The following is a 21,732-nucleotide window of genomic DNA, read 5'->3' on the forward strand; positions in this document are numbered from 1 at the left end:
CGAGACCGTGCCGCCCACCGAAGTGCGCATGGCCGAAATCGTCTTCCCCAACCACACCAATCACCTCGGCACCCTGTTCGGTGGCCAGGCATTGGCGTGGATGGACAAGGCCGCCTTCCTGGCCGCCGCCCGCTATTCGCGCCGCACCGTGGTGACCGCGCGCAGCGACCAGGTCGACTTCAAGCTGCCGATCCGCATCGGCCAGATGGTGGAAACCATCGGCCGCATCGTCGAAGTCGGGCGCAGCTCGATGAAGGTCGAGGTGGAACTGGTCGCCGAGGACCTGCACAGCGGTGAGCGCAAGCTGTGTACCCGCGGCCACTTCGTGATGATCGCGCTGGACGAGGACGGCCACCCGATCGCGGTGCCGCCGCTGCCGGCCGCCTGAGCCGGCGCTTGCACGGGCGCTGCGGCGCCCCCATCTGGCAGCCATGACCTCGCCGCTGACCGACTTCATCGACCGCGCCCAGCGCCTGTTCGTGCTGACCGGCGCCGGTTGCAGCACCGCCTCGGGCATCCCCGATTACCGCGATACCGACGGCCAGTGGAAACGCACGCCGCCGGTGACCTACCAGGCGTTCATGGGCGAAGCGGGTACCCGCCAGCGCTACTGGGCGCGCAGCCTGCTGGGCTGGCCGCGCTTCGGCCTGGCCCGGCCCAACGGTACCCACCAGGCCCTGGCCGCACTGGAAAACAGCGGCAAGCTGCAGCTGCTGCTGACCCAGAACGTGGACGGCCTGCACCAGCGTGCCGGCAGCCACAAGGTGATCGACCTGCATGGCCGCCTGGACCGGGTGCGCTGCATGGGCTGTGAGGGCCGCAGTGGCCGCGAGGATTTCCAGCAGCGGCTGCTGGACGCCAATCCTGGCTGGGATGCGCTGGAGGCCGGTATCGCGCCCGATGGCGATGCCGATCTGGAGACCGATTTCTCCACGTTCGTGGTGCCCGATTGCCCTTACTGCGGCGGCCTGCTGAAGCCGGATGTGGTGTTCTTCGGCGAGAACGTGCCGCGTGAGCGGGTGGCGGCGGTGCACGATCACCTGCAGCAGGCCGACGCCGTGCTGGTGGTGGGCTCGTCACTGATGGTCTATTCCGGCTTCCGCTTCGTGCAGGCGGCCGCGAAGGCAGGGTTGCCGGTAGCGGCGCTGAACCGAGGCCGCACCCGAGCCGACGACCTGCTGTTGTTCAAGGATGAGCGGGACTGCGCTGAAGCGCTGGCCACGTGGGCTGCGCGCTGAGCCGAGCACGGGCTCGGCTCTACCAGGGGCGAGGGCTTCTGTAGAGCCGGGCGCGCGCTCGGCTGCTGCAGGTCACACGAAACAGCGATCCATCCAGATGGTTGATCCGCGAGCCGCGCAGCGGTGCAATACGCACCCCCTACGTCGTTCATCACCGTCTTGAGCCAGCTGTTCTCGCCGATTTCATTCGGCCCCCTCACCCTGTCCAACCGCATCGTCATCGCGCCGATGTGCCAGTACTCCGCCGAAGACGGTCGCGCCAGCGACTGGCACGCCATGCACCTGGGCAACCTGGCGCAGTCCGGCGCCGGCCTGCTGATCCTGGAAGCCACTGCGGTCGAGCCGCGCGGCCGCATCAGCTGGGCCGACCTGGGCTTGTGGGACGACGGCACCGAGGCCGCGCTGGCGCAGGTGCTGGCCAGCGTCCGCCGCTGGTCGCCGATGCCGCTGGGCATCCAGCTCGGCCACGCCGGTCGCAAGGCCTCGGTGAAGCGCCCGTGGGACGGCGGCGGCCAGCTGCCGGGCGATGATGCGCGTGGCTGGGCCACGGTGGCGCCGTCGCCGCTGCCGTTCCATGCCGCCGATCCGGCACCGCAGGAACTGGACGAGGCCGGCATCGCCGAGCTCATCGCCGCTTTCGCCGCCAGTGCGGTGCGCGCCGAGCGCCTGGGCTTCGAGCTGATCGAGCTGCATGCCGCGCACGGCTACCTGCTGCACCAGTTCCTGTCGCCGCTGAGCAACCACCGCACCGATGGCTATGGCGGCTCGCTGCCGAACCGCCTGCGCCTGCTGGTGGAGGTGTTCGACGCTGTGCGTGCGGCGGTATCGGACAAGATCGCCGTGGGCGTACGCATTTCCGCCAGCGACTGGGTCGATGGCGGCTGGGACCTGGTGCAGAGTGAAGCGCTGGCCCAGGTGCTGGACGCGCGCGGCTGCAATTTCCTGCATGTCTCCAGCGGTGGCCTGGACGAACGCCAGAAGATCACCGTCGGTCCCGGTTACCAGGTGCCGTTCGCCGCGGCGATCAAGACCAAGGTACGCATGCCGGTGATCGCGGTGGGCATGATCACCGAGCCCGAGCAAGCCGAATCGATCCTGCGCCATCGCCACGCCGATGCGGTAGCGCTGGCACGCGGCATCCTCTACGACCCGCGCTGGCCGTGGCACGCTGCTGCCGCATTGCGCGACAGCGTGGAGCCGGCGCCGCAGTACCTGCGCTGCGAGCCGCGCGATGCGCGCGGCGTGTTCAAGGCGCGCTGACGCAGTCTGCGAGCGCATTGTGACGCTTCAGGATGCAGGGGATCTGCGTGACGGCGAGTTGCGGCATAGCCTGTCGCAACGAACTAGGAATGATTGCGGATACTACTTTATGTGAATGACACCTCATTGCGCTGGGTGCGGACATTGCAACGTTGAGCTGCACACATGGGTGTGCAGCCAATGGAGAAACGCAATGAAACCCATGATGCTGATGGTTCTGCTCTCGGCTTTCTCACTGCCCCTATCAATGCCTGCCGTCGCAGGTGATGACGCCGCGAGTGTCACCGGGGCGGAGAATGTTTCGCTCATGCACGCCCCTGTGAACTCGCGGGGCGGCTTGATCTTCACATGATCGAGCTCTCTCCCGAATCCCCACTGATGTTGCTTTCACCCCTTGCGCGCAAGCAGTTTGTCGATTCGCTGGTGTTTGGAGATCGCGGACTGGCCAGCTTCAGCTACGAGCCCATCGTCTCTGAACTGAGTGCAGGTGAAGCCTATCGGCTCCTGTCACTCTTCGGGGCACAGCGCGCAATTGTGCACATCCCGGGATTGCGGAAGGAGTCGGAAGCGGATCATGTGGTCGTGCGGTCGGCCAATCCAAACCCGGTATTCGAAGATTATCCGGGCTACGCCTGTTCAGGGCGTGCGACCTGTTCAACCTCCATGAGCAGCATCTGCATGTCGAGTTGCTGATCGCATGATTGGTCGCATGCTGCTTTGGTGTTTGCTGCTGCCCACAAGTACGTGGGCAGCAACTCCAGTAGACGCTCAACTGCGTGAAATGGACCGGGAGATGTTGGCCGCTGGCGCTTCAGACCGAGTCGAGAAGCTGGTGGATGCCTATTCGTCATGGGAGTCTTCCAGATCTTCAGGGGATGGTTGCGGCAGTTTGAGCGATCTGGAACTTGAGGCCGCGTTCCGCGCCAGCTTCTACATCTCAATGTACGTTGGAGACGAGAAATGGCTTGGCAAAGTGCGATGCATTCATGCAGAACTGGGGCGGAGAGGTATTGCCACAGAGACAACGCACCGGAAAATGCACGCGGTCCTGGTGCAGGTTCGACATTTTGCTGAGGCCAATGAGCTGCGTGAGAGGGCGTCATTGCGTGTAGATGAACTTCCCGAGATAGAGCGGAACGCACCCGACCAGCAGGGCGTTCTCCACCCTCTTTCGGGTGGGAAGCTGGAATGGCGGCGCTGGACGTACAGGGAGGGAATGGAGGTGGTCGTCTATGTCAGTCCGGCATGCGCTCCCTCGCGAAGCGCGATGCACGTGATCATGAACGAACCAGAATGGACATGGATTCGATCCAGCGTGCGCTTTGTCGTGCGTCGGTCTCCTGCGTGGCCGCAGCCGGGTGTCAGTGAGTGGAACAGAAGCAATCCCTCTCATCCCATGTTGCTCCAAGCGGGGCCCGAGGGCTGGAAAGAACTGGATGTCCATGAAACTCCGGTATTCCATGTCTTCAGGAATGGCCTGCGCCTGCGCACCCTGACAGGATGGGCAGAGGCCAGTGCTCACCTGATGCGCCTGAAGGAGAGTTTCTGACCGCGAAGGCCCTCCGCTCCTCCCCGTCACACCCGCCAGGCCGGCGCCATGCCGGCCTGCAGATGCTCGAACAGCGCGCGGATCTTGGCGGTGAAGTCGCGGCGGTCGCTGACGCAGAAATAGACCTCCATCGGCTCCGGGCGCCACGCCGTGTCGGCGCCGAACACCGCCTGCAGGCGGCCGTCGCGCAGGTAGGGCTCGGCCACGAAGGCAGCCAATCGTGTGAGGCCGGCACCGGCCGCCGCCAGCGACGCCAGCGCATCGATGTCATCGCAGACCATGCTCGGCGGCAGCGCGGCGTCCACGCGCTGGCCGTCCTTCAGCAGGCCCCAGCGCAGCGGCCGGCCATCGGTGGGGAAGCGGTGCAGCAGCCCGCGATGGCTGCCCAGGTCCGAGGGTTCCTGCGGCGTGCCATGGGTCTTCAGGTAGGTTGGTGAGGCGCAGAACACGAATGGCACGCGCGCCAGCTGCCGTGCGACCACACCGTCCTCCAGCTGCGCGCCGATGCGGATGCTGGCATCCACCGCCTCTGGACCATGCTGCACGGCGCGGTCGGTCAGGCGCAGCTCCAGCTGCAGTTGCGGGTAGCGCTGCTGCAGTGACGGCAGCAACGGTGCCAGCACGTGGCGGCCGAAGGCGCTGCTGCTGGCGATGCGCAGGGGACCGGCCGGTTCGATATCACCGGCAGTCACCATCGCCTGCGCGCGCGCCAGGTCGCCCTCGATGTGGCGCACCTGCGCCAGGTACAGCGCGCCGGCCTCGCTGAGGGCCAGCTGGCGCGTACTCCGGTTCAGCAGCCGTACGCCCAGATGCGCTTCCAGTCGGTTGATGTTCTGGCCGACTGCGGTGGCGCTGATGCCAAGGATGCGGGCCGCGGCGGCAATGCTGCCGGTCTCTGCGGTGCGGGTGAAGCTGCGGATCAGTTGCAACAGGTTCATGACCGACCAGCTTGCCACGGTGATTGCCAAGTATCGCTTGGGACTGAACCAAGCGGTTCGGTTGCATCGGTGATCATCCGGCTGCTGGGAAGGAAGCTGCCCTACACTGTGGAGATGCGCCCCGATTCCATCCTCACCCTGTCCTGCCCCGACCGTACCGGTATCGTCTACCGAGTGTCCGGCCTGCTGTTCGACCACGGCTGCAACATCCTCGACGCCCAGCAGTTCGGCGACGAGGAAAGTGGCCGCTTCTTCCTGCGCGTGCATTTCGACCGCGATGCCAGCCTGCTGCTGGAGACCGTGCATGCCGCGATGGCCAAACTTGCCGAAGGCTTCGGCATGGACTGGCAGCTGCATGATGGGCGCCGCCGGGCACGCCTGCTGGTGCTGGTCAGCAAGCAGGGGCACTGCCTCAACGACCTGCTGTTCCGTGCCCACAGCGGCCAGCTGAAGGTCGATATCGCGGCAGTGGCGTCCAACCACGCCGACTTTGCGCCATTGGCCGCGTCTTACCAGGTACCGTTCCACCACCTGCCGGTGACCGCCGATACGCGTGCGGTGCAGGAGCAGCAGATCATCGACCTGGTCGAGCGTGAGCGCATCGACCTGGTGGTGCTGGCGCGCTACATGCAGATCCTGTCACCCACGCTGTGCCGCGTGCTGGCCGGCCGTGCGATCAACATCCATCACAGCTTCCTGCCCAGCTTCAAGGGCGCTCAGCCGTATCATCAGGCGCACGCGCGCGGGGTCAAGATCATCGGCGCCACCGCGCATTACGTCACCGAGGATCTGGACGAAGGCCCGATCATCGAACAGGACGTGGCCCGCGTGGACCACGCGATGGCGCCGCGCGAGCTGGTGCGGCTGGGCAGCGATACCGAATCGCTGGTGCTGGCGCGCGCGGTGCGCCGCCATGTGGAGCACCGCATCCTGCTCAACGGGCACCGCACGGTGGTGTTCCGGTAATCGCCCATCCCGCGTCCGCCGGGCATGGCCCGGCGCTACCACGGGTGCTATCCGGTAGTGCCGGCTGCTGGCCGGCAACTGCAGAGATCCCGAGGTTGCCGGCCAGCGGCCGGCACTACCGAATCCTGATTTCATCCAATGAAAAGCCCCTGGTTCGGCCGTCCCGCGATCTGTAGGGGGGCGTAGTTAGGGGGCTGGATGAATCGATTGTGTTGTTGTGGGCAGGAGCGCGCAAGCGGCATAAGCGACGTGCAGGACGTGGCCCGCGTTGACCACGCCATGGCGCCGCGCGAGCTGGTGCGGCTGGGCAGCGACACCGAATCGCTGGTGCTGGCACGCGCGGTTCGCCGCCATGTGGAGCACCGCATCCTGCTCAATGGGAATCGCACGGTGGTGTTCCGGTAATCGCCCATCCCGCGTCCGCCGGGCATGGCCCGGCGCTACCACGGGTGCTATCCGGTAGTGCCGGCCGCTGGCCGGCAACTGCAGAGATCCCGAGGTTGCCGGCCAGCGGCCGGCACTACCGAATCCTGATTTCATCCAATGAAAAGCCCCCGGTTCGGCCGTCCCGCGATCTATAGGGGGCGTAGTTAGGGGGCTGGATGAATCGATTGTGTTGTTGTGGGCAGGAGCGCGCAAGCGGCATAAGCGACGTGCGCGGTAGCGCCGGGCCATGCCCGGCGGTCACGCCTCAGACGATCGCAATCCCCGCCTTGCCCAGCGCTTCGCGCACCACCGCGTCGTTGGCCTCGGTCACCGGCCGGGTCAGCTCCCACAGGAACTTCACCCGGAAGCCGGATTTCACCGCGTCCTGCGCGCTCCACAGCACGCAGTAGTCGCGGGCCAGGCCGCACACATGCACTTCGCGGATGCGGCGCTCATGCAGCCAGCCGGCCAGGCCGGTGGCCGGGCGCTCGCCATCGGGGCCGTGGTTCTCGCGGAAGGCGCTGTACGAATCCACCTGTGGGCGGGTGCCCTTGCGCAGGATCAGGTCGGCCACGGTCCAGTCCACGCCCGGGTGCAGGTCGGCACCCGCGCTGCCCTGCACGCAATGGTCGGGCCACAGGGTCTGTGGCTGCGCGTGCAGCAGGATGGTCTCGAACGGTCGCTTGCCGGGGTGCTGGCTGGCGAACGAGGCGTGGTCGGCCGGGTGCCAGTCCTGGGTCGCCACCACGGTGCGGTAGCGACGCTGTGCCAGCAGGTCGGCAATCGGTGCCACCAGCGCATCGCCCTGGTCGCAGGCCAGCGCACCGCCGGGCATGAAGTCCGGCTGCAGGTCGATCACCAGCAGGGCGACATCGGCGGGCAGGGCAATCATGGCAGATCCACTACATCAGAAGGAGCGACCAGCGTGGCCGCCCCATGCCTGCACGTCAATCGCCCTGCGGCGCCTCAGCGTCCTGCCCGTAGTACAGCAGGCCGATCCTGATCCGCTCGCGGCCGTTCTCGCGGCGGTGGCGGTTGGCATCGCGCAGCGAGTACACGCAGCCGCAGTACTCCTGCTGGTAGAACTGCTCGCGCTTGCTGATCTCGATCATGCGGCTGGCACCGCCGCCCTTGCGCCAGTTGTAGTCCCAGTACTGCAGGCCTTCATAGCGCGACGCCGCGCGGATGCCGCAGTCGTTGATCTGCGCCATGTTCTTCCAGCGCGAGATGCCCAGCGACGAACTGATGGTGTCGTAGCCGTGCTCGTGCGCGTACAGCGCGGTGCGTTCGAAACGCATGTCGAAGCACATCGTGCAGCGGATGCCGCGCTCGGGCTCGTTCTCCATGCCACGCGCACGGCTGAACCAGTTGTCGGTGTCGTAGTCGCAGTCGATGAACGGAATGCCGTGCTGCTCGGCGAAGCGGATGTTCTCCTGCTTGCGCAGCTCGTACTCCTTCACCGGATGGATGTTGGGGTTGTAGAAGAAGATCGCGTAGTCGATCCCGGAAGCGGTGATCGCCTCCATCACTTCGCCCGAGCACGGCGCGCAGCACGAATGCAGCAGCAGGCGCTTGCCATCGGCGGGCAGGGTCAGGGTGGGGCGTTGGAACTCGGTCATCGTGGCGTGCGTCAGGGCGTGGGAGCGGTCTGGCCGGTTACCGTGAACAGGACGCGCGCGGCCACGCCGCCTGTACGTGCAGGCGGGCGATGGCCCCGGCGCCCTCCCCGCGGAGAGTCCAGGTCGAATCAGGGGACGGTCGTGTCCCCCGGCCGGGGCCGGTATTCGGGCTGATGGACACGGGCCGCAGCCCACCTACTCCCTGCCGCTTCCCAGGCGCGAGCCCAGTGCTGTTGGCAGGATTCGTTTCCATTCACCGCTGCGGGGCAGCTCCGGAATGGGCGCACGAAGCGCCTTCACCGGATTCCCGTTTAACTTCCTGCCGCCATCCAGCCACGGCAGGGATACCTTCGGCGTGCCCACGGTGGACGCGTTGCCGGCGTGGGTCAAGGGGCACCGGGGTCGGAGCCCTTTGCGCTGCAACGGGATCCGACCCCGGTCGGGATGCGCCTCAACGCCCCGCCGCAGCCCGCGCGCGGATCTCATCCAAGCGCTGGTCGTGCAGCAGGCGCCCGTTCTCCCACACGGTCACCATCGCATCCTCGAAGCCGGTCGGCAGCGCCTCGTCACCGCTGGGAGGCAACGCCACCGTGTGCAGGCTGCCGTCATCCAGGCGCCGCAGCAGGCGCATGCGGCCACGCTTGCTGGCCTTGCCGGCATCGGTGACCGGGTCCTTGTAGACGTCGATCCACGCACCCTCGACCCGTGCTGCCGAGCACTTCAGCGCGAACTTCTGGGTGTCGCGGTCCAGTCGTTGCAGCAGGGCGCCGCCCATGCCGAAGGCCACGTTGTCGGCCGAATAGCCGTCGTCGGTGATGCGCTGCAGGATGGCGCGGATCGTATCCGGATTGATGCCATCACCCTGGATCACCCGAACGTGGTTGAGCACGCGGTAGCCCTTGCCGTTGAGGGTGTGGCCGAACGCTTCATCCAGCCGGCGCAGGCTTTCGGCCACCACGTCCACAGGGTCACCCGAGTCGGGGCGGATGACCAGGGTGGCGCCCGAAGCGATCACTTCATCACGCAGCGTCGTGCCCCAGTGCTCACTGATCGCGCGGTAGATGTCATAGCTGTCCGACACCACTGCCACGATCGCGCCCGGCTTGCCGAACTGGCGCAGCATGTTGCGGTAGGCGTCCACTTCGCGCTCGCGGCCCCAGCTGGTGATGGTGCTGTGCTCGGCGGCGGGAATCGAATAACCGGCCATCGGCGCGTGATAGTGCGCGCGGGCCAGGCACAGGGCCGAGACGGTGTCGGTGCCGAGGAAGTTGACCAGGTGTGCGGCACCGCCCAGCGCGGCCGATTCCAGGCTCGATACACCGCGGGCGCCGAAGTCGTGCAGCTTGAACGGCAGCTGCCCCTGCGGATCGTCGCTGGTCTGCTGCAGGAACGCAGCAATGGTCTGCCGTGCATGCCAGCTGATGGTGGCCACGGTGACCGGGTACCACACGCGCAGCAGCAGCGTTTCCAGGTACGACGGCACCCAGAATGCAGCCGGGTCGGTCGACTCGACGGTCATCAGTGCCTGGTGGGTGGGTACCACGCTACCCTCGGGCACGGCACGGATGCGCACCGGCAGGTGGCCGCCGAGCCGATCGACGATATCGCGCCAGCCGGCTTCGTTGAACGGCTCGCCATGGGCGGCGAATACCGCAGCTGCGTCGTCGATGTCGGCGTGGGTGACCGGCCGTGCCAGGGCGTCCTTGAGGATCGCCTGCAGGCCGAAGAACACCGTGCGATCGTGCAGGCCGCCACGTGATTCCACGTAGAAGAACGTGGCATCGGTACCCGGCGGGTACTGCAGCCAATGGCTGGCCTTGTAGCTGTCGGTGTTGAGGAGAAGGTTATCGAGGTAGTGCATGACGGAAGCTCCTTCGCGTCGAGTGACACCAGCGGTCTATCCGCCAGTGGGAAAACCGGGCCGGTCAGCCGCGGCCGAGGAAATACTCCAGGATGTGCAGGTGGTCTTCGAACAATTGCGGGCCCATGTCCAACGCTTCACTCACCGGTATCCAGCGCGCCTTGTCGGCGTCGTCGCCACCGCGCACCGGCGGCAGGTCACCGGCCGGGAATTCGAAGTGGAAACCGTGGGTGATGGTGCGGCCGCGCTGGCTGCGGTCGGGGTGGTCGAATACCTGCTGGCCCTTCAGCGAACCCTTCAGCACCGGCAGCGGAATCTTAAGGCGGGTTTCCTCGCGCAGTTCGCGCAGGCAACTGTCCAGCAGGCTCTGCTCCTGGCCAACGAAACCGCCGGGCAGCGCCCACAGGCCCTTGCCGGGCTCCGAACGGCGCCGTACCAGCAGCACGTGGCCCGAATGCACCACCACCGCATCGGTGGTGACGAAGGTGGGCGCGTAGGGCGCATCCTTCCAGGCGGCCTTGTACTGTTCGATGAAGCGGTACTCGGCCACCAGCTGGGCATACGCAGGCGCGCTTTTGCGGAACGCTTCGAGCATGTCGTACACCGGCGCCGGCACATTGCCACGCAGCATCAGCAGCGCGCCGTGGAAGTCGACGTCGCCGGCTTCGAACAGGTAGCGCCGCAGCTCGGTGGCCGACAGGGTGGCGGTGTGCTGCACGTCCACCAGCGGCCATTGCGGGAACTCCCGCAGGTAGTAGCTGGAGGCATCCTTGTCCATGCCGATCAGGCCCACCTTTGCATCGGCGGCGGCACCGTCGTTGCGCAGGGCGTCGGCCACCTGGCGCTGCACGTTGGCGATCCACTGTGCTTCGTTGTACAGGTGGTCACGCAGCGGGCGGATCAGCAGGCGGTCGGTGTGGCCATCGAGGGCGGCCTGGATCATCACGGCGCGTTCGGCCACGGTCCAGGGATTGCGGAGGCTGCGGGGGGTATCGGCAGAGCCGACCAGGAAGATCAGCTTGCGGGCCCGGCTCAGGGCCAGGCGGGCAACGGCGGCGTGGCCGTTGTGGAAGGGCTCGAATCGCCCGATGAAGACGAGATAGTCGAATTCCATGAGAATCCCTCATGTCGTTGTGGCAGCCGCGGGTCTGTCCCTTGGCTTGCTGCAGATGCTACGCCGATGGTGTAGCCGGTCAAGCCTGCAGGCCTGCCATCTGCTGAACGCCGCAGATTCCTGCCCGGACTGCGGTGGTGTTCTCAGGCCCTGAGAAGCCGCTGCGCCATACTGGCATCCACGCGGCGGACGGTAGGCTCGGGGGCAAGACGGTGGCGGACAAGTACTGCGATCTGGTCATGAAAGGCGGCATCACCAGCGGCATCGTGTACCCCAACGCGGTACTGGCGCTGGCACGCGAGTATCGGTTCAAGAGCATCGGCGGCACCTCTGCCGGCGCCATCGCTGCGGCGGTGGCGGCTGCGGCGGCATACGGTGATCGGCGCCAGCAGGCCGGCGAGCACCTGCCCGGTGATGCCGGTTATGGCGGGCTGTCGGCGGTGTCGGCGCAGTTGTCGCGGCGGGGGTTCATCTACAGCCTGTTCCAACCGGCGCGGGGCGCGCGTGCGGCCTATCGGCTGCTGGTGGTGCTGACCGGCAATGCCAGCTTGCCGCACAAACTGCTGTGCCTGGCGGTGGCGGTATTCGAGATCGCGCCGCTGGAAGTGCTGGTGTCGCTGGCGCTGCTGCTCGGTTTGGGCGGGTGGGGCGGTGGTTGGAGCGGCGTGGCCGCGACGCTGCTGCCGTCGCTGCTGTGCGCCTACGGTGCAGGCGTGGCCGGAGCCGCGCTGCGCGTGGCGCGCGTGGCCCGGCGCAACCTGCTGGGCCTGTGCAGTGGCCTCGGTCGCGATGCACGTAAACCGGCATTGACCGATTGGCTGCATGAATGCCTGCAGCAGTTGTCCGGCAAGCCGCTGGATGCACCGCTGACCTTTGCCGACCTGCATGACGCGCCGCGCTATGCCGGCGAGCCGGACAGCCCGCATGCGATCAGCCTGCAGATGATCACCACCTGCGTATCGCACAACGAACCACGCACACTGCCGCTGGGCGGCGCGCAGTTCTGGTTCCTGCGCGAGGAGTTCGAGCAGTTGTTCCCCGCCAGCGTGGTGCAGTGGCTGGTGACGCAGGCCGGCCCGCCGCTGGAGGTGGAAGGGCGCCGGTACTACCACCTGCCGCAGGGTCCGAAGCTGCCGGTGCTGGTGGCCACGCGCATGAGCCTGAGCTTCCCGTTGCTGATCAGCGCGGTGCCGCTGCATGAGCCCTCGCGCCGCGAACGCCGCTGCGAACCCACTGCACCTGCCGCCGATCAGGAACACAACGTGGCCGACAGCATGGAAGGGCTGACCAGCGCCGGGCAGACCTGCGGCCCGGTGATTACCGCGTTCCGCATCTGCTGGTTCTCCGATGGTGGCATCAGCAGCAACTTCCCGATCCATCTGTTTGATGCCGCGCTACCGCGCTGGCCGACCTTCGCCATCAACCTGGTCTACCCGCAGCATGCCGAGGACGTGGGACGTGGCAGTGATGGCCGACAGGCGCTGGAACGTGCCGTGTTCCTGCCCACCGAAAACCGCCACGGTTGGCAACGGCATTACCAGTCCATTTCCACGCCGCTCGCCGCAGCCGAGCTGGGGCGCTTCCTGTTCGCAGTCGTGGCGACCATGCAGAACTGGCGTGACCTGCTGCAGGCACGCGCGCCGGGTTACCGCGACCGTATCGTGCACGTCAGCCTGCAGGGCGACGAAGGCGGCATGAACCTGGACATGCCGCAGGAGGTGCTGACCCGCATCGCCGACAAGGGCAGCCTGGCGGGCGCGCGCTTCTGTTCGTTCTCGTTCGGGAACCACTACTGGATCCGCTGGCGCAACCTGGCCTCGGCCTATCAGCGCTACACGTTGGAAGTGGCGCGTACCGACGACCCGGCGCAGCAGGTGCTGGCCTATCGCGCGGCGTACTCGATGGTTGCCCGTGGCGAGCCGGCACCGCCGTCGTACAAGCTCGGCTCGGAAGACAAACGTCGCGGCTCGCAGCAGCTGTGGGCGCAGATGGTCGAGCAGGGCCGCACGTGGGAAGACCTTGGCCCGGACCTGACCGACGGCGCACCGCGCCCGCTGCCGCAGATGAAGGTGACGCCGATCTACTGAGCGCGATCGATACAATCGTGCTTCATGTCGCAAGGAGCTGTGGATGTCTGCCCGCCAGGAACTGCTGGATCTGCTTGAACGCCTCGATACTCGCGACCCGGAACACCTGCCGGTGGTGCCACTGGCTGCGTACTTCGAAGGCAATGATTTCGAAGAATGCATCGCGCCCAACCAATGGGGTTTCGGCCGCCCGCCGATTGCCGAGCTGTACGCGCGCCTGGCCGTGATTGCAGCGAAGCCTGAAGTGGAAGGCGTGTACGTCGGCCTGCACCAGGACTGGGGCAGTGCATTGGAAGACGACAGCGAATGGCCTGCTGCGGAGAACGTGCATGTGCTGACCAGTGCCGACGTCGAGACCGTGGAAGGCTGGCTGCAGGGTCTGGAATGCGACGGTGTGGGCGAAGGCTGGCCGTACGGCCAACACATCGACGCACCTGTGCCCTCGGAAGGCCACCGCGTACTGACCGTGTTCTGGGACTAAAACGCGCCAACCAGGGTTGGCACCTACCAGTAGAGCCACGCCACGCGTGGATGCATTCCAAAATGAGAATTCATCCGGATGGGGTGGGTCCGGTGGCAGGGGCGTGAGCCGCATGGGCCCGAGGCGTGCCTCGGGCGGGTTGGGCAGGACGCCCAACCCCGCTCTTGCCGTGTGCGCAGGACAGCGCACACGAGCAAGCGGCGACCGAGCTTACATGGGTGAGGACGCTTTGCTTGCGAAGCACTGCTTCGCAAGCGCCCGAACGCACAGCCGCCAGCGGCTGGGCCGGGCCCCGGAGGGGTACTTGCAGCGTCCCCTGCAACCGGACCCACCCCGCCAACCCACGGAATGCCCGCTTTTGCCTTTGAGGTTGCCGGCCAGCGGCCGGCACTACCGCAGGTGCGGGGCGCAGCCCTGCAAAACCCCCTACCTGCCCGGCAACTGCGCGAACGCACGCTGCATGCAGTCCTCGCGTGGGCACACCCGGCAACCCGGTCCGATCGAAACCGAGTTCCCTGGGCTCTGCACATCCAGCCCCAGCGAATACACCATGCGTTCGGCATGCTGCAGATCGCAGCCCAGCGCCACCGCGAAGGTCTTGCGGGGCTGGCCATGGCCCACCGGGCCACTGCTGACCTGCCGCGCCAGCCAGAAATGGCGGCGGCCATCGGGCATGCGCGCGGTCTGGGTAAGGATGCGGCCTGGCTGGTTGAACGCCTCGTAGACGATCCATAGCGGGCACGAGCCGCCCACCTGCGAGAAGTGGAAGTCGGTGGCCGAATGGCGCTTGGATACGTTGCCCGCGCGGTCCACGCGGATGAAGAAGAACGGCAGGCCGGGCGCACTGCGCCGTGCCAGCGTGCTCAGCCGGTGGCAGACCGCCTCGAAGCCGACGCCGAACTGGTGCGCCAGCAGTTCGATGTCGTAGCTGCTGGCCTCGGCCGCACGCAGGAAGCGCATGTAGGGCATGACCAGCGCGCCGGCGAAGTAGTTCGAAAGACCCACCCGCGCCTGCGCGATGCGCGCGTCATCGGTGAAGCCCGCACGCGCCACCACCGCGTCGATCTGCGGCAGGTAGCCGTGCAGGGCCAGTTCGGCGGCCATCTGGAACGCCTGCTGGCCTGGCTCCAGGTAGTCCGGCAGCCACAACCGGCGCGTGCCGGCATCGTAATGGCGCTTCTCGCGCCCGGCCTGCAGTGCGGCCACTTCCACCAGCACGCCGTGGCGGTCGGCCAGCAGCTGGCGCAAGCGCGGCGCCACATGCCCAGGCGATAGCCCCCACTCGGCGAACAGGCGCTCGGCCAGTTCGTCCAGCTCGGGAATATGGTTGTGCATGCGGTTGAAGAACTCGCGTACCTGGTCGCCGGCCGGCAGGGTGCTGCCGGCGCCGGGCTCGCCCAGCTGGAATTCCAGCGCGGCGGCATGCTCGCGCAGTGCCAGGTGGCGGCGGTGCAGGTCCAGCAGCGCACGGCTGACCTGCGGCAGGTTGCCCGCCAGGGTGCGCAGTTCGGTGGCGCTGACTTCGGCCAGGCCCAGGTCGCGCAGGGTCTCGCCCAGCGCTTCCTGCAGCGCGGCCGGCTCATCTTCGTCGAACAGTGCGGAAACATCGCCGAGTACCTGGCCCAGCTTCTTCTGCACGGCCGGGGTCAGTGGGCGCTTGTTGCGCTCGATCTGGTTCAGGTAGCTGGCCGACAGCCCTAGCGCCCGCGCCAGGTCAACCTGGCTGTAGCCGCGCTGTTCGCGCAACCGCCGCAGGCGCAGGCCGAGTTGCCGCTGGGGAGCTGAGGGATTCACAGAATTAACAGGAATCGTGGGGCGTGTTGGCCAGATTAAGCGGATTCAGCCCAGAAATCGAGCTGGGTGCTGTGAATAATGCCAAGCATCTTTCGCACCCTGTGGGATTGTCGTCATGACTGTTGCAGCGCCCCGTATCCGCATGCTGATCGATGGCCAGTTCGTTGAATCGGCCACCTCCCACTGGCAGGACGTGATCAATCCGGCCACCCAGGACGTGCTGGCCAAGGTGCCCTTCGCCACCACCGGCGAAGTGGACGCCGCCGTCGCCGCCGCCAAGGAAGCCTTCAAGACCTGGCGCAAGACCCCGATCGGCACCCGCGCGCGCATCTTCCTGAAGTACCAGCAGCTGATCCGCGAGAACATGAGCGAGCTGGCCCACATCCTCACCGCCGAACAGGGCAAGACTCTGCCCGACGCCGAAGGCGATGTGTTCCGCGGCCTGGAAGTGGTCGAGCACGCCGCCGCCATCGGCAACCTGCAGCTGGGCGAGCTGGCCAACAACGTGGCCAATGGCGTGGACACCTACACGATCATGCAGCCGCTGGGCGTGTGCGCCGGCATCACACCGTTCAACTTCCCGGCGATGATCCCGCTGTGGATGTTCCCGATGGCGATTGCAACGGGCAACACCTTCATCCTCAAGCCGTCCGAGCAGGACCCGATGGTGACCATGCGCCTGGTCGAGCTTGCCCTGGAAGCCGGCATTCCGAAGGGCGTGCTGAACGTCGTCCACGGTGGCGAAGAAGTGGTCAACGCGATCTGCGACCACCCGGACATCAAGGCCGTGTCGTTCGTCGGTTCCACCCGCGTCGGCACCCACGTCTACAACCGCGCCTCGCTGGCCGGCAAGCGCGTGCAGTGCATGATGGGCGCCAAGAACCACGCCGTGGTGCTGCCGGACGCCAACAAGGAACAGACCCTCAACGCGATGGTCGGTGCCGCCTTTGGTGCCGCGGGCCAGCGCTGCATGGCCGCCTCCACCCTGGTGCTCGTCGGTGAGGCGCGCAACTGGGTGCAGGACCTGGTCGAAAAGGCCAAGACGTTGAAGGTCAGCGCCGGCACCGTGTCCGGCACCGACGTCGGCCCGGTCATTTCCTGCAGCGCCCGCGAGCGCGTGGAAGGCCTGATCGCCTCGGGCGTGGAGCAGGGCGCCAAGCTGGTACTCGACGGCCGCAACCCGCAGGTCGATGGCTTCGAGAAGGGCAACTTCGTCGGCCCGACCATCTTTGCCGGTGTCACCACCGACATGCGCATCTACCAGGAAGAAATCTTCGGGCCGGTGCTGGTCATCCTCGAAGCAGAAACGCTGGAAGACGCCATCGCGATGGTCAACAGCAACCCGAACGGCAACGGCACCGCACTGTTCACCCAGTCCGGCGCGGCCGCGCGCAAGTTCCAGGAAGACATCGACGTCGGCCAGGTCGGCATCAACGTGCCGATCCCGGTGCCGGTGCCGCTGTTCTCGTTCACCGGTTCGCGCGCCTCCAAGCTGGGTGACCTGGGCCCGTATGGCAAGCAGGTGGTGCTGTTCTACACCCAGACCAAGACGGTCACCGCGCGCTGGTTCGATGACGAGACGCTGAGCCACGGCGTCAACACCACGATCAGCCTGAAGTAACGGCAGGAGCAGCCATGAGCCACTCGATGACGACGGAACTGGAAGAAGCGCAGCAGGCGTACCGCGAGGCGGCGCGCGACTTCGCACAGGCCGAACTGGCGCCACACGCCGCGCGATGGGATGCGGAGGGCATCTTTCCGCGCGAGGCGATCGCCAAGGCCGGTGAACTGGGCTTCTGCGGTCTGTACATGGACCCGGAAGTGGGCGGCAGCGGCCTGAGCCGGCTGGACGCCGCCGTCGTCATCGAGGAGCTCGCCAACGTCGATCCGTCGACTGCGGCCTACATCAGCATCCACAACATGGCCTCGTGGATGGTGTCCACGTGGGGCCAGCCAGCACTGCGCGATGCGTGGGGCACTGACCTGTCCTCGGGCAACAGGCTGGCCTCGTACTGCCTGACCGAACCGGGTGCCGGCTCCGATGCGGCCTCGCTGAAGACCACCGCCGTGCGCGACGGCGATCATTACGTGCTGAACGGCTCGAAGGCCTTCATCTCCGGCGCCGGTGCCACCGAACTGCTGGTGGTGATGGCACGTACCGGCGGTGCCGGTGCCGGCGGCGTCAGCGCCATTGCAGTGCCGTCGGACCTGCCGGGCATCAGCTTCGGCCGCAAGGAAGAGAAGATGGGCTGGAACAGCCAGCCCACCCGTGGCATCACCTTCGAAAACGTCCGCGTGCCGGTCAGCCACCTTCTGGGAGAGGAAGGCGGCGGCTTCAAGCTGGCGATGAAGGGGCTTGATGGTGGCCGCATCAACATTGCCGCCTGCTCGCTGGGTGCCGCGCAGGGCGCGCTGGATGCCGCGCGCCGCTACATGGGCGAGCGCCGCCAGTTCGGCAAGGCGCTGGCCGAGTTCCAGGCGCTGCAGTTCAAGCTGGCCGACATGGTCACCCAGCTGGTGGCCGCGCGGCAGATGGTGCACACCGCCGCACGCAAGCTCGATGCCGGGGCCAGCGATGCCAACGTATGGTGCGCGATGGCCAAGCGCTTCGCCACCGATGCCGGCTTCAACGTCTGCAATGAAGCGCTGCAGATCCACGGTGGCTACGGCTACATCCGCGAGTACCCGATCGAGCGCCTGCTGCGTGACTGCCGCGTGCACCAGATCCTGGAAGGCACCAACGAGATCATGCGGGTGATCGTTGCCCGTCACCTGCTCAACACCGAAGAGGAACTGCGATGAAGGATTGGCGTACCCAGGAGCACGTGGGCCTGAAGGTCGAGGCCGACGGCCACACCGCCGTGGTCACCCTGAACAACCCGCCGGCGCACACCTGGACCGTGCACAGCCTGTCGGCGCTGCGCGACCTGGTCGGCGCGCTCAACGCAGACCGTGACGTCTACGCACTGGTGATCACCGGTGACGGCGAGAAGTTCTTCTCCGCCGGTGCCGACCTCAACCAGTTCGCTTCCGGCGACAAGGCCGCAGCGCGCGAAGCCGCGCGCCGTTTCGGCGAAGCCTTCGAGGCGTTGTCCGGTTTCCGTGGCGTGTCGATCGCCGCGATCAACGGCTACGCGATGGGCGGAGGCCTGGAATGCGCACTGGCCTGCGACCTGCGCATCATCGAAGAGCACGCCCAGGTGGCGCTGCCGGAGGCCACCGTCGGCCTGCTGCCGTGCGCCGGTGGCACCCAGAACCTGCCGCGCCTGGTTGGCGAAGGCTGGGCCAAGCGCATGATCCTGCTGGGTGAGCGCATCAACGCCGAGACCGCGCTGCGCATCGGGCTGGCCGAAGAAAAGGTCGGCAAGGGCGAAGCCAAGGCACTGGCGCTGGAATGGGCGAAAAAGGCCGGCAAGCAGAGCCCGACCAGCATCGCCGCCTGCAAGACCCTGGTGCAGTCCACCCGCACCGGCACCCACGCCTCGGCGCTGGTGGCCGAGCGCGAAGCCTTCGTCGACCTGTTCGACACCGCCGACCAGGTCGAGGGCGTGACTGCCTTCCTGGAAAAGCGCGCCGCGCAGTGGAAGAACGCATGAGCGCCGACACCGCTGCCGACGACGCACCTGTGCTGTTCGAGGAGCGCGTGGCCGGTAACGGCGTGCGCATCGGCCTCGCCACGCTCAACGCGCCGCGCACGCTCAATGGCTTCTCGCTGCCGATGGCACACCTGCTGCTGGAGCAGTTGAACGCTTGGGCCGACGACGACGGCATCGCCATGGTGGTGCTGCAGGGTGCTGGCGAAAAGGCGTTCTGCGCTGGCGGCGACCTGCACAGCCTGTACAAGGCCATGGTCGCCTTCCGTGAGGACGGCCGCAGCGACATCTGCGAGAACGACTACGCCGCCGAGTTCTTCGACGTCGAGTACCGCGTCGATTACCTCATCCACACCTATACCAAGCCGATCCTGTGCTGGGGCCACGGCATCGTGATGGGCGGTGGTATCGGCCTGATGTCCGGCGCCAGCCACCGCGTGGTCAGCGAGCGCTCCAAGCTGGCCTTCCCGGAAATCACCGTTGGCCTGTTCCCGGATGTCGGTGGCAGCTGGCTGCTGCCGCGCGTGCCGGGCAAGGGCGGCCTGTTCCTAGCCCTGACCGGCGCGTTGCTCAATCCGGGCGATGCCATCTATGCCGGCCTGGCCGATGTGCACGTGGCTGAAGAACGCCGCAGCGCGGTGTTCGATGCGCTGCTGCAGGTGGCCTGGTCCAGTGATTCCGCACACAACCACGAACGCCTGACCCATCTGCTGCAGTCGCATGCCAGTGATGCTGCGGCCGGTCCGCTGCTGGCCAACGCGGCGCAGGTCGATGCGTTGTGCGAAGGCGATGACCTGCCCGCGATCATCAAACGCATCAGCGCGCTGCAGACCGACGATGCCTGGCTGCAGGCGGCACAGAAGACGCTTGCCGCCGGCGCGCCCGGCTCGGCACGTCTGGCGTTCGAGCTGCAGCGCCGCAGCGCCGGCCAGGACCTGGCCAGCGTCTACCGGCTGGAGTACATCACCGCGCTGCACTGCGCCGCCCACGGCGATTTCGCCGAAGGCATCCGCGCACTGCTGATCGACAAGGACCGCAATCCGCAGTGGAACCCGGCCACCCTGGCCGAGGCCACCGGCGCGTGGGCCGACACCTTCTTTGCTTCCCCCTGGGCCGCTGCCGCGCATCCGCTGGCCGACCTGGGCACTCCCCTTGTTGAAAGGAGCCTTGCATGAGCCGCATTGCATTCATCGGGTTGGGCAACATGGGTGGCCCGATGGCCGCCAATCTGGTCAAGAACGGCCACACCGTGCGCGTGTTCGATCTGGTCCCGGCTGCGGTGCAGGCCGCCGTCGATGCCGGTGCCAGCGCGGCGTCGTCGGCACGCGACACCCTGGCCGATGCGGAAGTCGTGATCTCGATGCTGCCGGCCAGCCGCCACGTCGAAGGGGTGTACCTGGGCGATGACGGCATCCTCGCCGCCATCCCAGCGGGTGCACTGGTCATCGACTGCAGCACGATCGCACCGGCCAGTGCCCGCAAGGTTTCCGAAGCGGCCGCCGCGCGTGGCCTGCAGATGATCGACGCGCCGGTCTCCGGCGGTACCGCGGGCGCCCAGGCCGGCACCCTGACCTTCATCGTCGGTGGCGAAGAGGACGCGCTGGAACGCGCTCGCCCGGTGCTGCAGGCGATGGGCAAGAACATCTTCCATGTCGGCGCCAGCGGTGCCGGCCAGGTCGCCAAGCTGTGCAACAACATGGCGCTGGGCGTGATCATGGCGGTGACCGGTGAAGCCATCGCGCTGGGTGTTGCGCACGGGCTGGACCCGAAGGTGCTGTCGCAGATGATGGCGGTCAGCACCGGCCGCAGCTGGGCCACCGAAGTGTGCAACCCGTGGCCGGGCGTGCTGGAAAATGCGCCGGCCTCGCGCGGCTACAGCGGCGGTTTCGGCAGCGATCTGATGCTGAAGGACATGGGCCTGGCGGTGGAAGCGGCGATGAGTGTCGGCGCCTCGATCCCGCTGGGCGAAGTGGCCCGCAACCTGTACTCGATGAACCACCAGGCCGGCCGCGGCAAGCTGGATTTCTCCAGCGTCGTGCAGCTCATCACCAGCGACCGGTAACCGGTCGCTGGTCCGCGCATTCCACCTTATCCCCGCGCCGTTGGCGCACCCCCTTGAACAACAAGGGGGCTCTCCTCCAGAAGGATGGATGCGCGCCGTAGCGAATGCGTCCCCGGCCACGTGCCGGGGCCCACCCGAGGTGGGATGGGCGGATGCTCGGTTTCGACCGGCATCCGCCCATTTTTTTGGGGGGGCTGATCACTGGGGTCGGATCCCTTTCGCAACGCGAAAGGGCTCTGACCCCATATAGCCGTGCCGGGCCTGGGATGGGGTCAGAGCCCTTTGCTGTTGGCAAAGGGATCCGACCCCGGCGCTGCATCAGGCAACGATCAGCGTCACGTCGATGTTGCCGCGGGTGGCATTCGAGTACGGGCACACGATGTGCGCCTTCTGCACAAGCTCTTCGACCTGCTCGCGCGGCACGCCCGGCACGTTGATGGTCAGCTCGGCCTCGATGCCGAAACCGGTCGGGATCTGACCGATGCCGACCTTGCCGGTGACGGTGGTGTCGGCCGGCAACGCGACCTTGGCCTGGCCGGCCACGAACTTCAACGCGCCCAGGAAGCAGGCCGAGTAGCCGGCGGCGAACAGTTGTTCCGGGTTGGTGCCCGGGCCGCCGGCGCCGCCCAGCTCGCGCGGGTCGACAGCTGGATGTCCAGCACGTTGTCGGAGGAGACGGAACGGCCTTCGCGGCCGCCGGTAGAGGTGGCCTGGGCGGTGTACAGAACCTTTTCGATGGACATC

The 21,732-nt window shown here is 66.9% G+C and carries 19 protein-coding genes, 2 pseudogenes and 1 riboswitch; of the genes and pseudogenes, 14 read left to right on the plus strand and 7 right to left on the minus strand.

Annotation, left to right across the window (positions count from 1 at the left end):
* Window positions 1–28 precede the first annotated feature (28 nt).
* From DL544_RS01085 to DL544_RS01105, 5 genes are all read left to right on the plus strand, one after another.
* Window positions 29–388, plus strand: a complete 360-nt coding sequence (locus DL544_RS01085) for an acyl-CoA thioesterase (RefSeq protein WP_139726608.1) — start codon at window positions 29–31, stop codon at window positions 386–388.
* Window positions 389–431: 43 nt separating this feature from the next.
* Window positions 432–1,238 (plus strand): NAD-dependent protein deacetylase, encoded by an 807-nt coding sequence (locus tag DL544_RS01090; RefSeq protein ID WP_139726609.1) that lies wholly within the window; start codon window positions 432–434, stop codon window positions 1,236–1,238.
* A 159-nt stretch (window positions 1,239–1,397) separates the two neighbouring features.
* Complete coding sequence (locus DL544_RS01095) at window positions 1,398–2,498, plus strand: NADH:flavin oxidoreductase/NADH oxidase (protein WP_081280882.1); 1,101 nt, start codon at window positions 1,398–1,400, stop codon at window positions 2,496–2,498.
* Between the two features lie 348 nt (window positions 2,499–2,846).
* The gene (locus DL544_RS01100; protein ID WP_139726610.1) at window positions 2,847–3,191 is read left to right on the plus strand and encodes a hypothetical protein; all 345 of its coding nucleotides are present in this window, start codon (window positions 2,847–2,849) and stop codon (window positions 3,189–3,191) included.
* A gap of 100 nt (window positions 3,192–3,291) precedes the next feature.
* Entirely contained in the window at window positions 3,292–4,047 is a 756-nt protein-coding gene (locus tag DL544_RS01105) for a hypothetical protein (protein ID WP_139726611.1), read from the plus strand.
* 26 nt (window positions 4,048–4,073) lie between these two features.
* Here DL544_RS01105 and DL544_RS01110 read toward each other — a convergent pair whose 3' ends face one another.
* A complete protein-coding gene (locus DL544_RS01110; protein ID WP_053499298.1) occupies window positions 4,074–4,985 on the minus strand; it encodes a LysR family transcriptional regulator in 912 nt (303 codons plus the stop codon).
* A gap of 114 nt (window positions 4,986–5,099) precedes the next feature.
* Between DL544_RS01110 and purU the strand changes: the two genes are divergently transcribed.
* Window positions 5,100–5,951: a formyltetrahydrofolate deformylase gene (purU, locus tag DL544_RS01115; protein WP_065178413.1), complete on the plus strand. Its 852-nt coding sequence runs from the start codon at window positions 5,100–5,102 to the stop codon at window positions 5,949–5,951.
* A 252-nt stretch (window positions 5,952–6,203) separates the two neighbouring features.
* Window positions 6,204–6,356, plus strand: a pseudogene (locus tag DL544_RS01120) (formyltetrahydrofolate deformylase); the annotation flags it as partial.
* 286 nt (window positions 6,357–6,642) lie between these two features.
* Here the strand turns inward: DL544_RS01120 and pncA are convergent.
* The 4 genes from pncA to DL544_RS01140 all read right to left on the minus strand — a co-directional run bounded on the left by pncA (window position 6,643) and on the right by DL544_RS01140 (window position 10,971).
* Complete coding sequence (pncA, locus tag DL544_RS01125) at window positions 6,643–7,269, minus strand: bifunctional nicotinamidase/pyrazinamidase (RefSeq protein WP_139726612.1); 627 nt, start codon at window positions 7,267–7,269, stop codon at window positions 6,643–6,645.
* 55 nt (window positions 7,270–7,324) lie between these two features.
* On the minus strand, window positions 7,325–7,996 hold the full coding sequence (locus DL544_RS01130; protein WP_061480745.1) for an epoxyqueuosine reductase QueH: 672 nt from the start codon (window positions 7,994–7,996) through the stop codon (window positions 7,325–7,327).
* Window positions 7,997–8,135: 139 nt separating this feature from the next.
* A riboswitch (cobalamin riboswitch) is annotated at window positions 8,136–8,349 on the minus strand.
* A gap of 98 nt (window positions 8,350–8,447) precedes the next feature.
* A complete protein-coding gene (locus tag DL544_RS01135; protein ID WP_139726613.1) occupies window positions 8,448–9,857 on the minus strand; it encodes a nicotinate phosphoribosyltransferase in 1,410 nt (469 codons plus the stop codon).
* A gap of 64 nt (window positions 9,858–9,921) precedes the next feature.
* Complete coding sequence (locus DL544_RS01140) at window positions 9,922–10,971, minus strand: bifunctional nicotinamide-nucleotide adenylyltransferase/Nudix hydroxylase (RefSeq protein ID WP_065178416.1); 1,050 nt, start codon at window positions 10,969–10,971, stop codon at window positions 9,922–9,924.
* A 239-nt stretch (window positions 10,972–11,210) separates the two neighbouring features.
* On the opposite strand from DL544_RS01140, the gene DL544_RS01145 reads away from it, so the two are divergent.
* Both DL544_RS01145 and DL544_RS01150 read left to right on the plus strand, forming a co-directional pair.
* Window positions 11,211–13,058, plus strand: a complete 1,848-nt coding sequence (locus DL544_RS01145) for a patatin-like phospholipase family protein (protein WP_176556892.1) — start codon at window positions 11,211–11,213, stop codon at window positions 13,056–13,058.
* A 43-nt stretch (window positions 13,059–13,101) separates the two neighbouring features.
* Window positions 13,102–13,539: a hypothetical protein gene (locus tag DL544_RS01150; RefSeq protein ID WP_065185588.1), complete on the plus strand. Its 438-nt coding sequence runs from the start codon at window positions 13,102–13,104 to the stop codon at window positions 13,537–13,539.
* 426 nt (window positions 13,540–13,965) lie between these two features.
* On the opposite strand, the gene DL544_RS01160 is transcribed toward DL544_RS01150, so the two are convergent.
* The gene (locus DL544_RS01160; protein WP_065196016.1) at window positions 13,966–15,333 is read right to left on the minus strand and encodes a helix-turn-helix domain-containing protein; all 1,368 of its coding nucleotides are present in this window, start codon (window positions 15,331–15,333) and stop codon (window positions 13,966–13,968) included.
* Window positions 15,334–15,448: 115 nt separating this feature from the next.
* Between DL544_RS01160 and DL544_RS01165 the strand changes: the two genes are divergently transcribed.
* From DL544_RS01165 to mmsB, 5 genes are read left to right on the plus strand one after another with little or no spacing between them, the layout of a single operon-like run.
* On the plus strand, window positions 15,449–16,954 hold the full coding sequence (locus DL544_RS01165; RefSeq protein ID WP_005420657.1) for a CoA-acylating methylmalonate-semialdehyde dehydrogenase: 1,506 nt from the start codon (window positions 15,449–15,451) through the stop codon (window positions 16,952–16,954).
* A gap of 14 nt (window positions 16,955–16,968) precedes the next feature.
* Window positions 16,969–18,135, plus strand: coding sequence for an acyl-CoA dehydrogenase family protein (locus tag DL544_RS01170; protein WP_065185591.1), 1,167 nt, complete (start codon window positions 16,969–16,971; stop codon window positions 18,133–18,135).
* Window positions 18,132–18,929 carry an enoyl-CoA hydratase gene (locus DL544_RS01175; protein WP_139726615.1) on the plus strand — a complete coding sequence of 266 codons (798 nt, stop codon included), beginning with the start codon at window positions 18,132–18,134 and terminating at the stop codon, window positions 18,927–18,929. The genes DL544_RS01170 and DL544_RS01175 overlap by 4 nt, the downstream gene beginning before the upstream one ends.
* On the plus strand, window positions 18,926–20,101 hold the full coding sequence (locus tag DL544_RS01180; RefSeq protein ID WP_139726616.1) for an enoyl-CoA hydratase/isomerase family protein: 1,176 nt from the start codon (window positions 18,926–18,928) through the stop codon (window positions 20,099–20,101). Before DL544_RS01175 ends, DL544_RS01180 begins: the two co-directional genes overlap by 4 nt.
* On the plus strand, window positions 20,098–20,988 hold the full coding sequence (gene mmsB, locus DL544_RS01185) for a 3-hydroxyisobutyrate dehydrogenase (protein WP_005420650.1): 891 nt from the start codon (window positions 20,098–20,100) through the stop codon (window positions 20,986–20,988). Before DL544_RS01180 ends, mmsB begins: the two co-directional genes overlap by 4 nt.
* 318 nt (window positions 20,989–21,306) lie before the next feature.
* Here mmsB and DL544_RS01190 read toward each other — a convergent pair.
* A pseudogene (locus DL544_RS01190) lies at window positions 21,307–21,731 on the minus strand (organic hydroperoxide resistance protein).
* Between the last annotated feature and the right edge of the window lies 1 nt (window position 21,732).

This window comes from Stenotrophomonas sp. pho (assembly GCF_006228405.1).
In the GTDB taxonomy this organism is placed as follows: domain Bacteria; phylum Pseudomonadota; class Gammaproteobacteria; order Xanthomonadales; family Xanthomonadaceae; genus Stenotrophomonas; species Stenotrophomonas sepilia.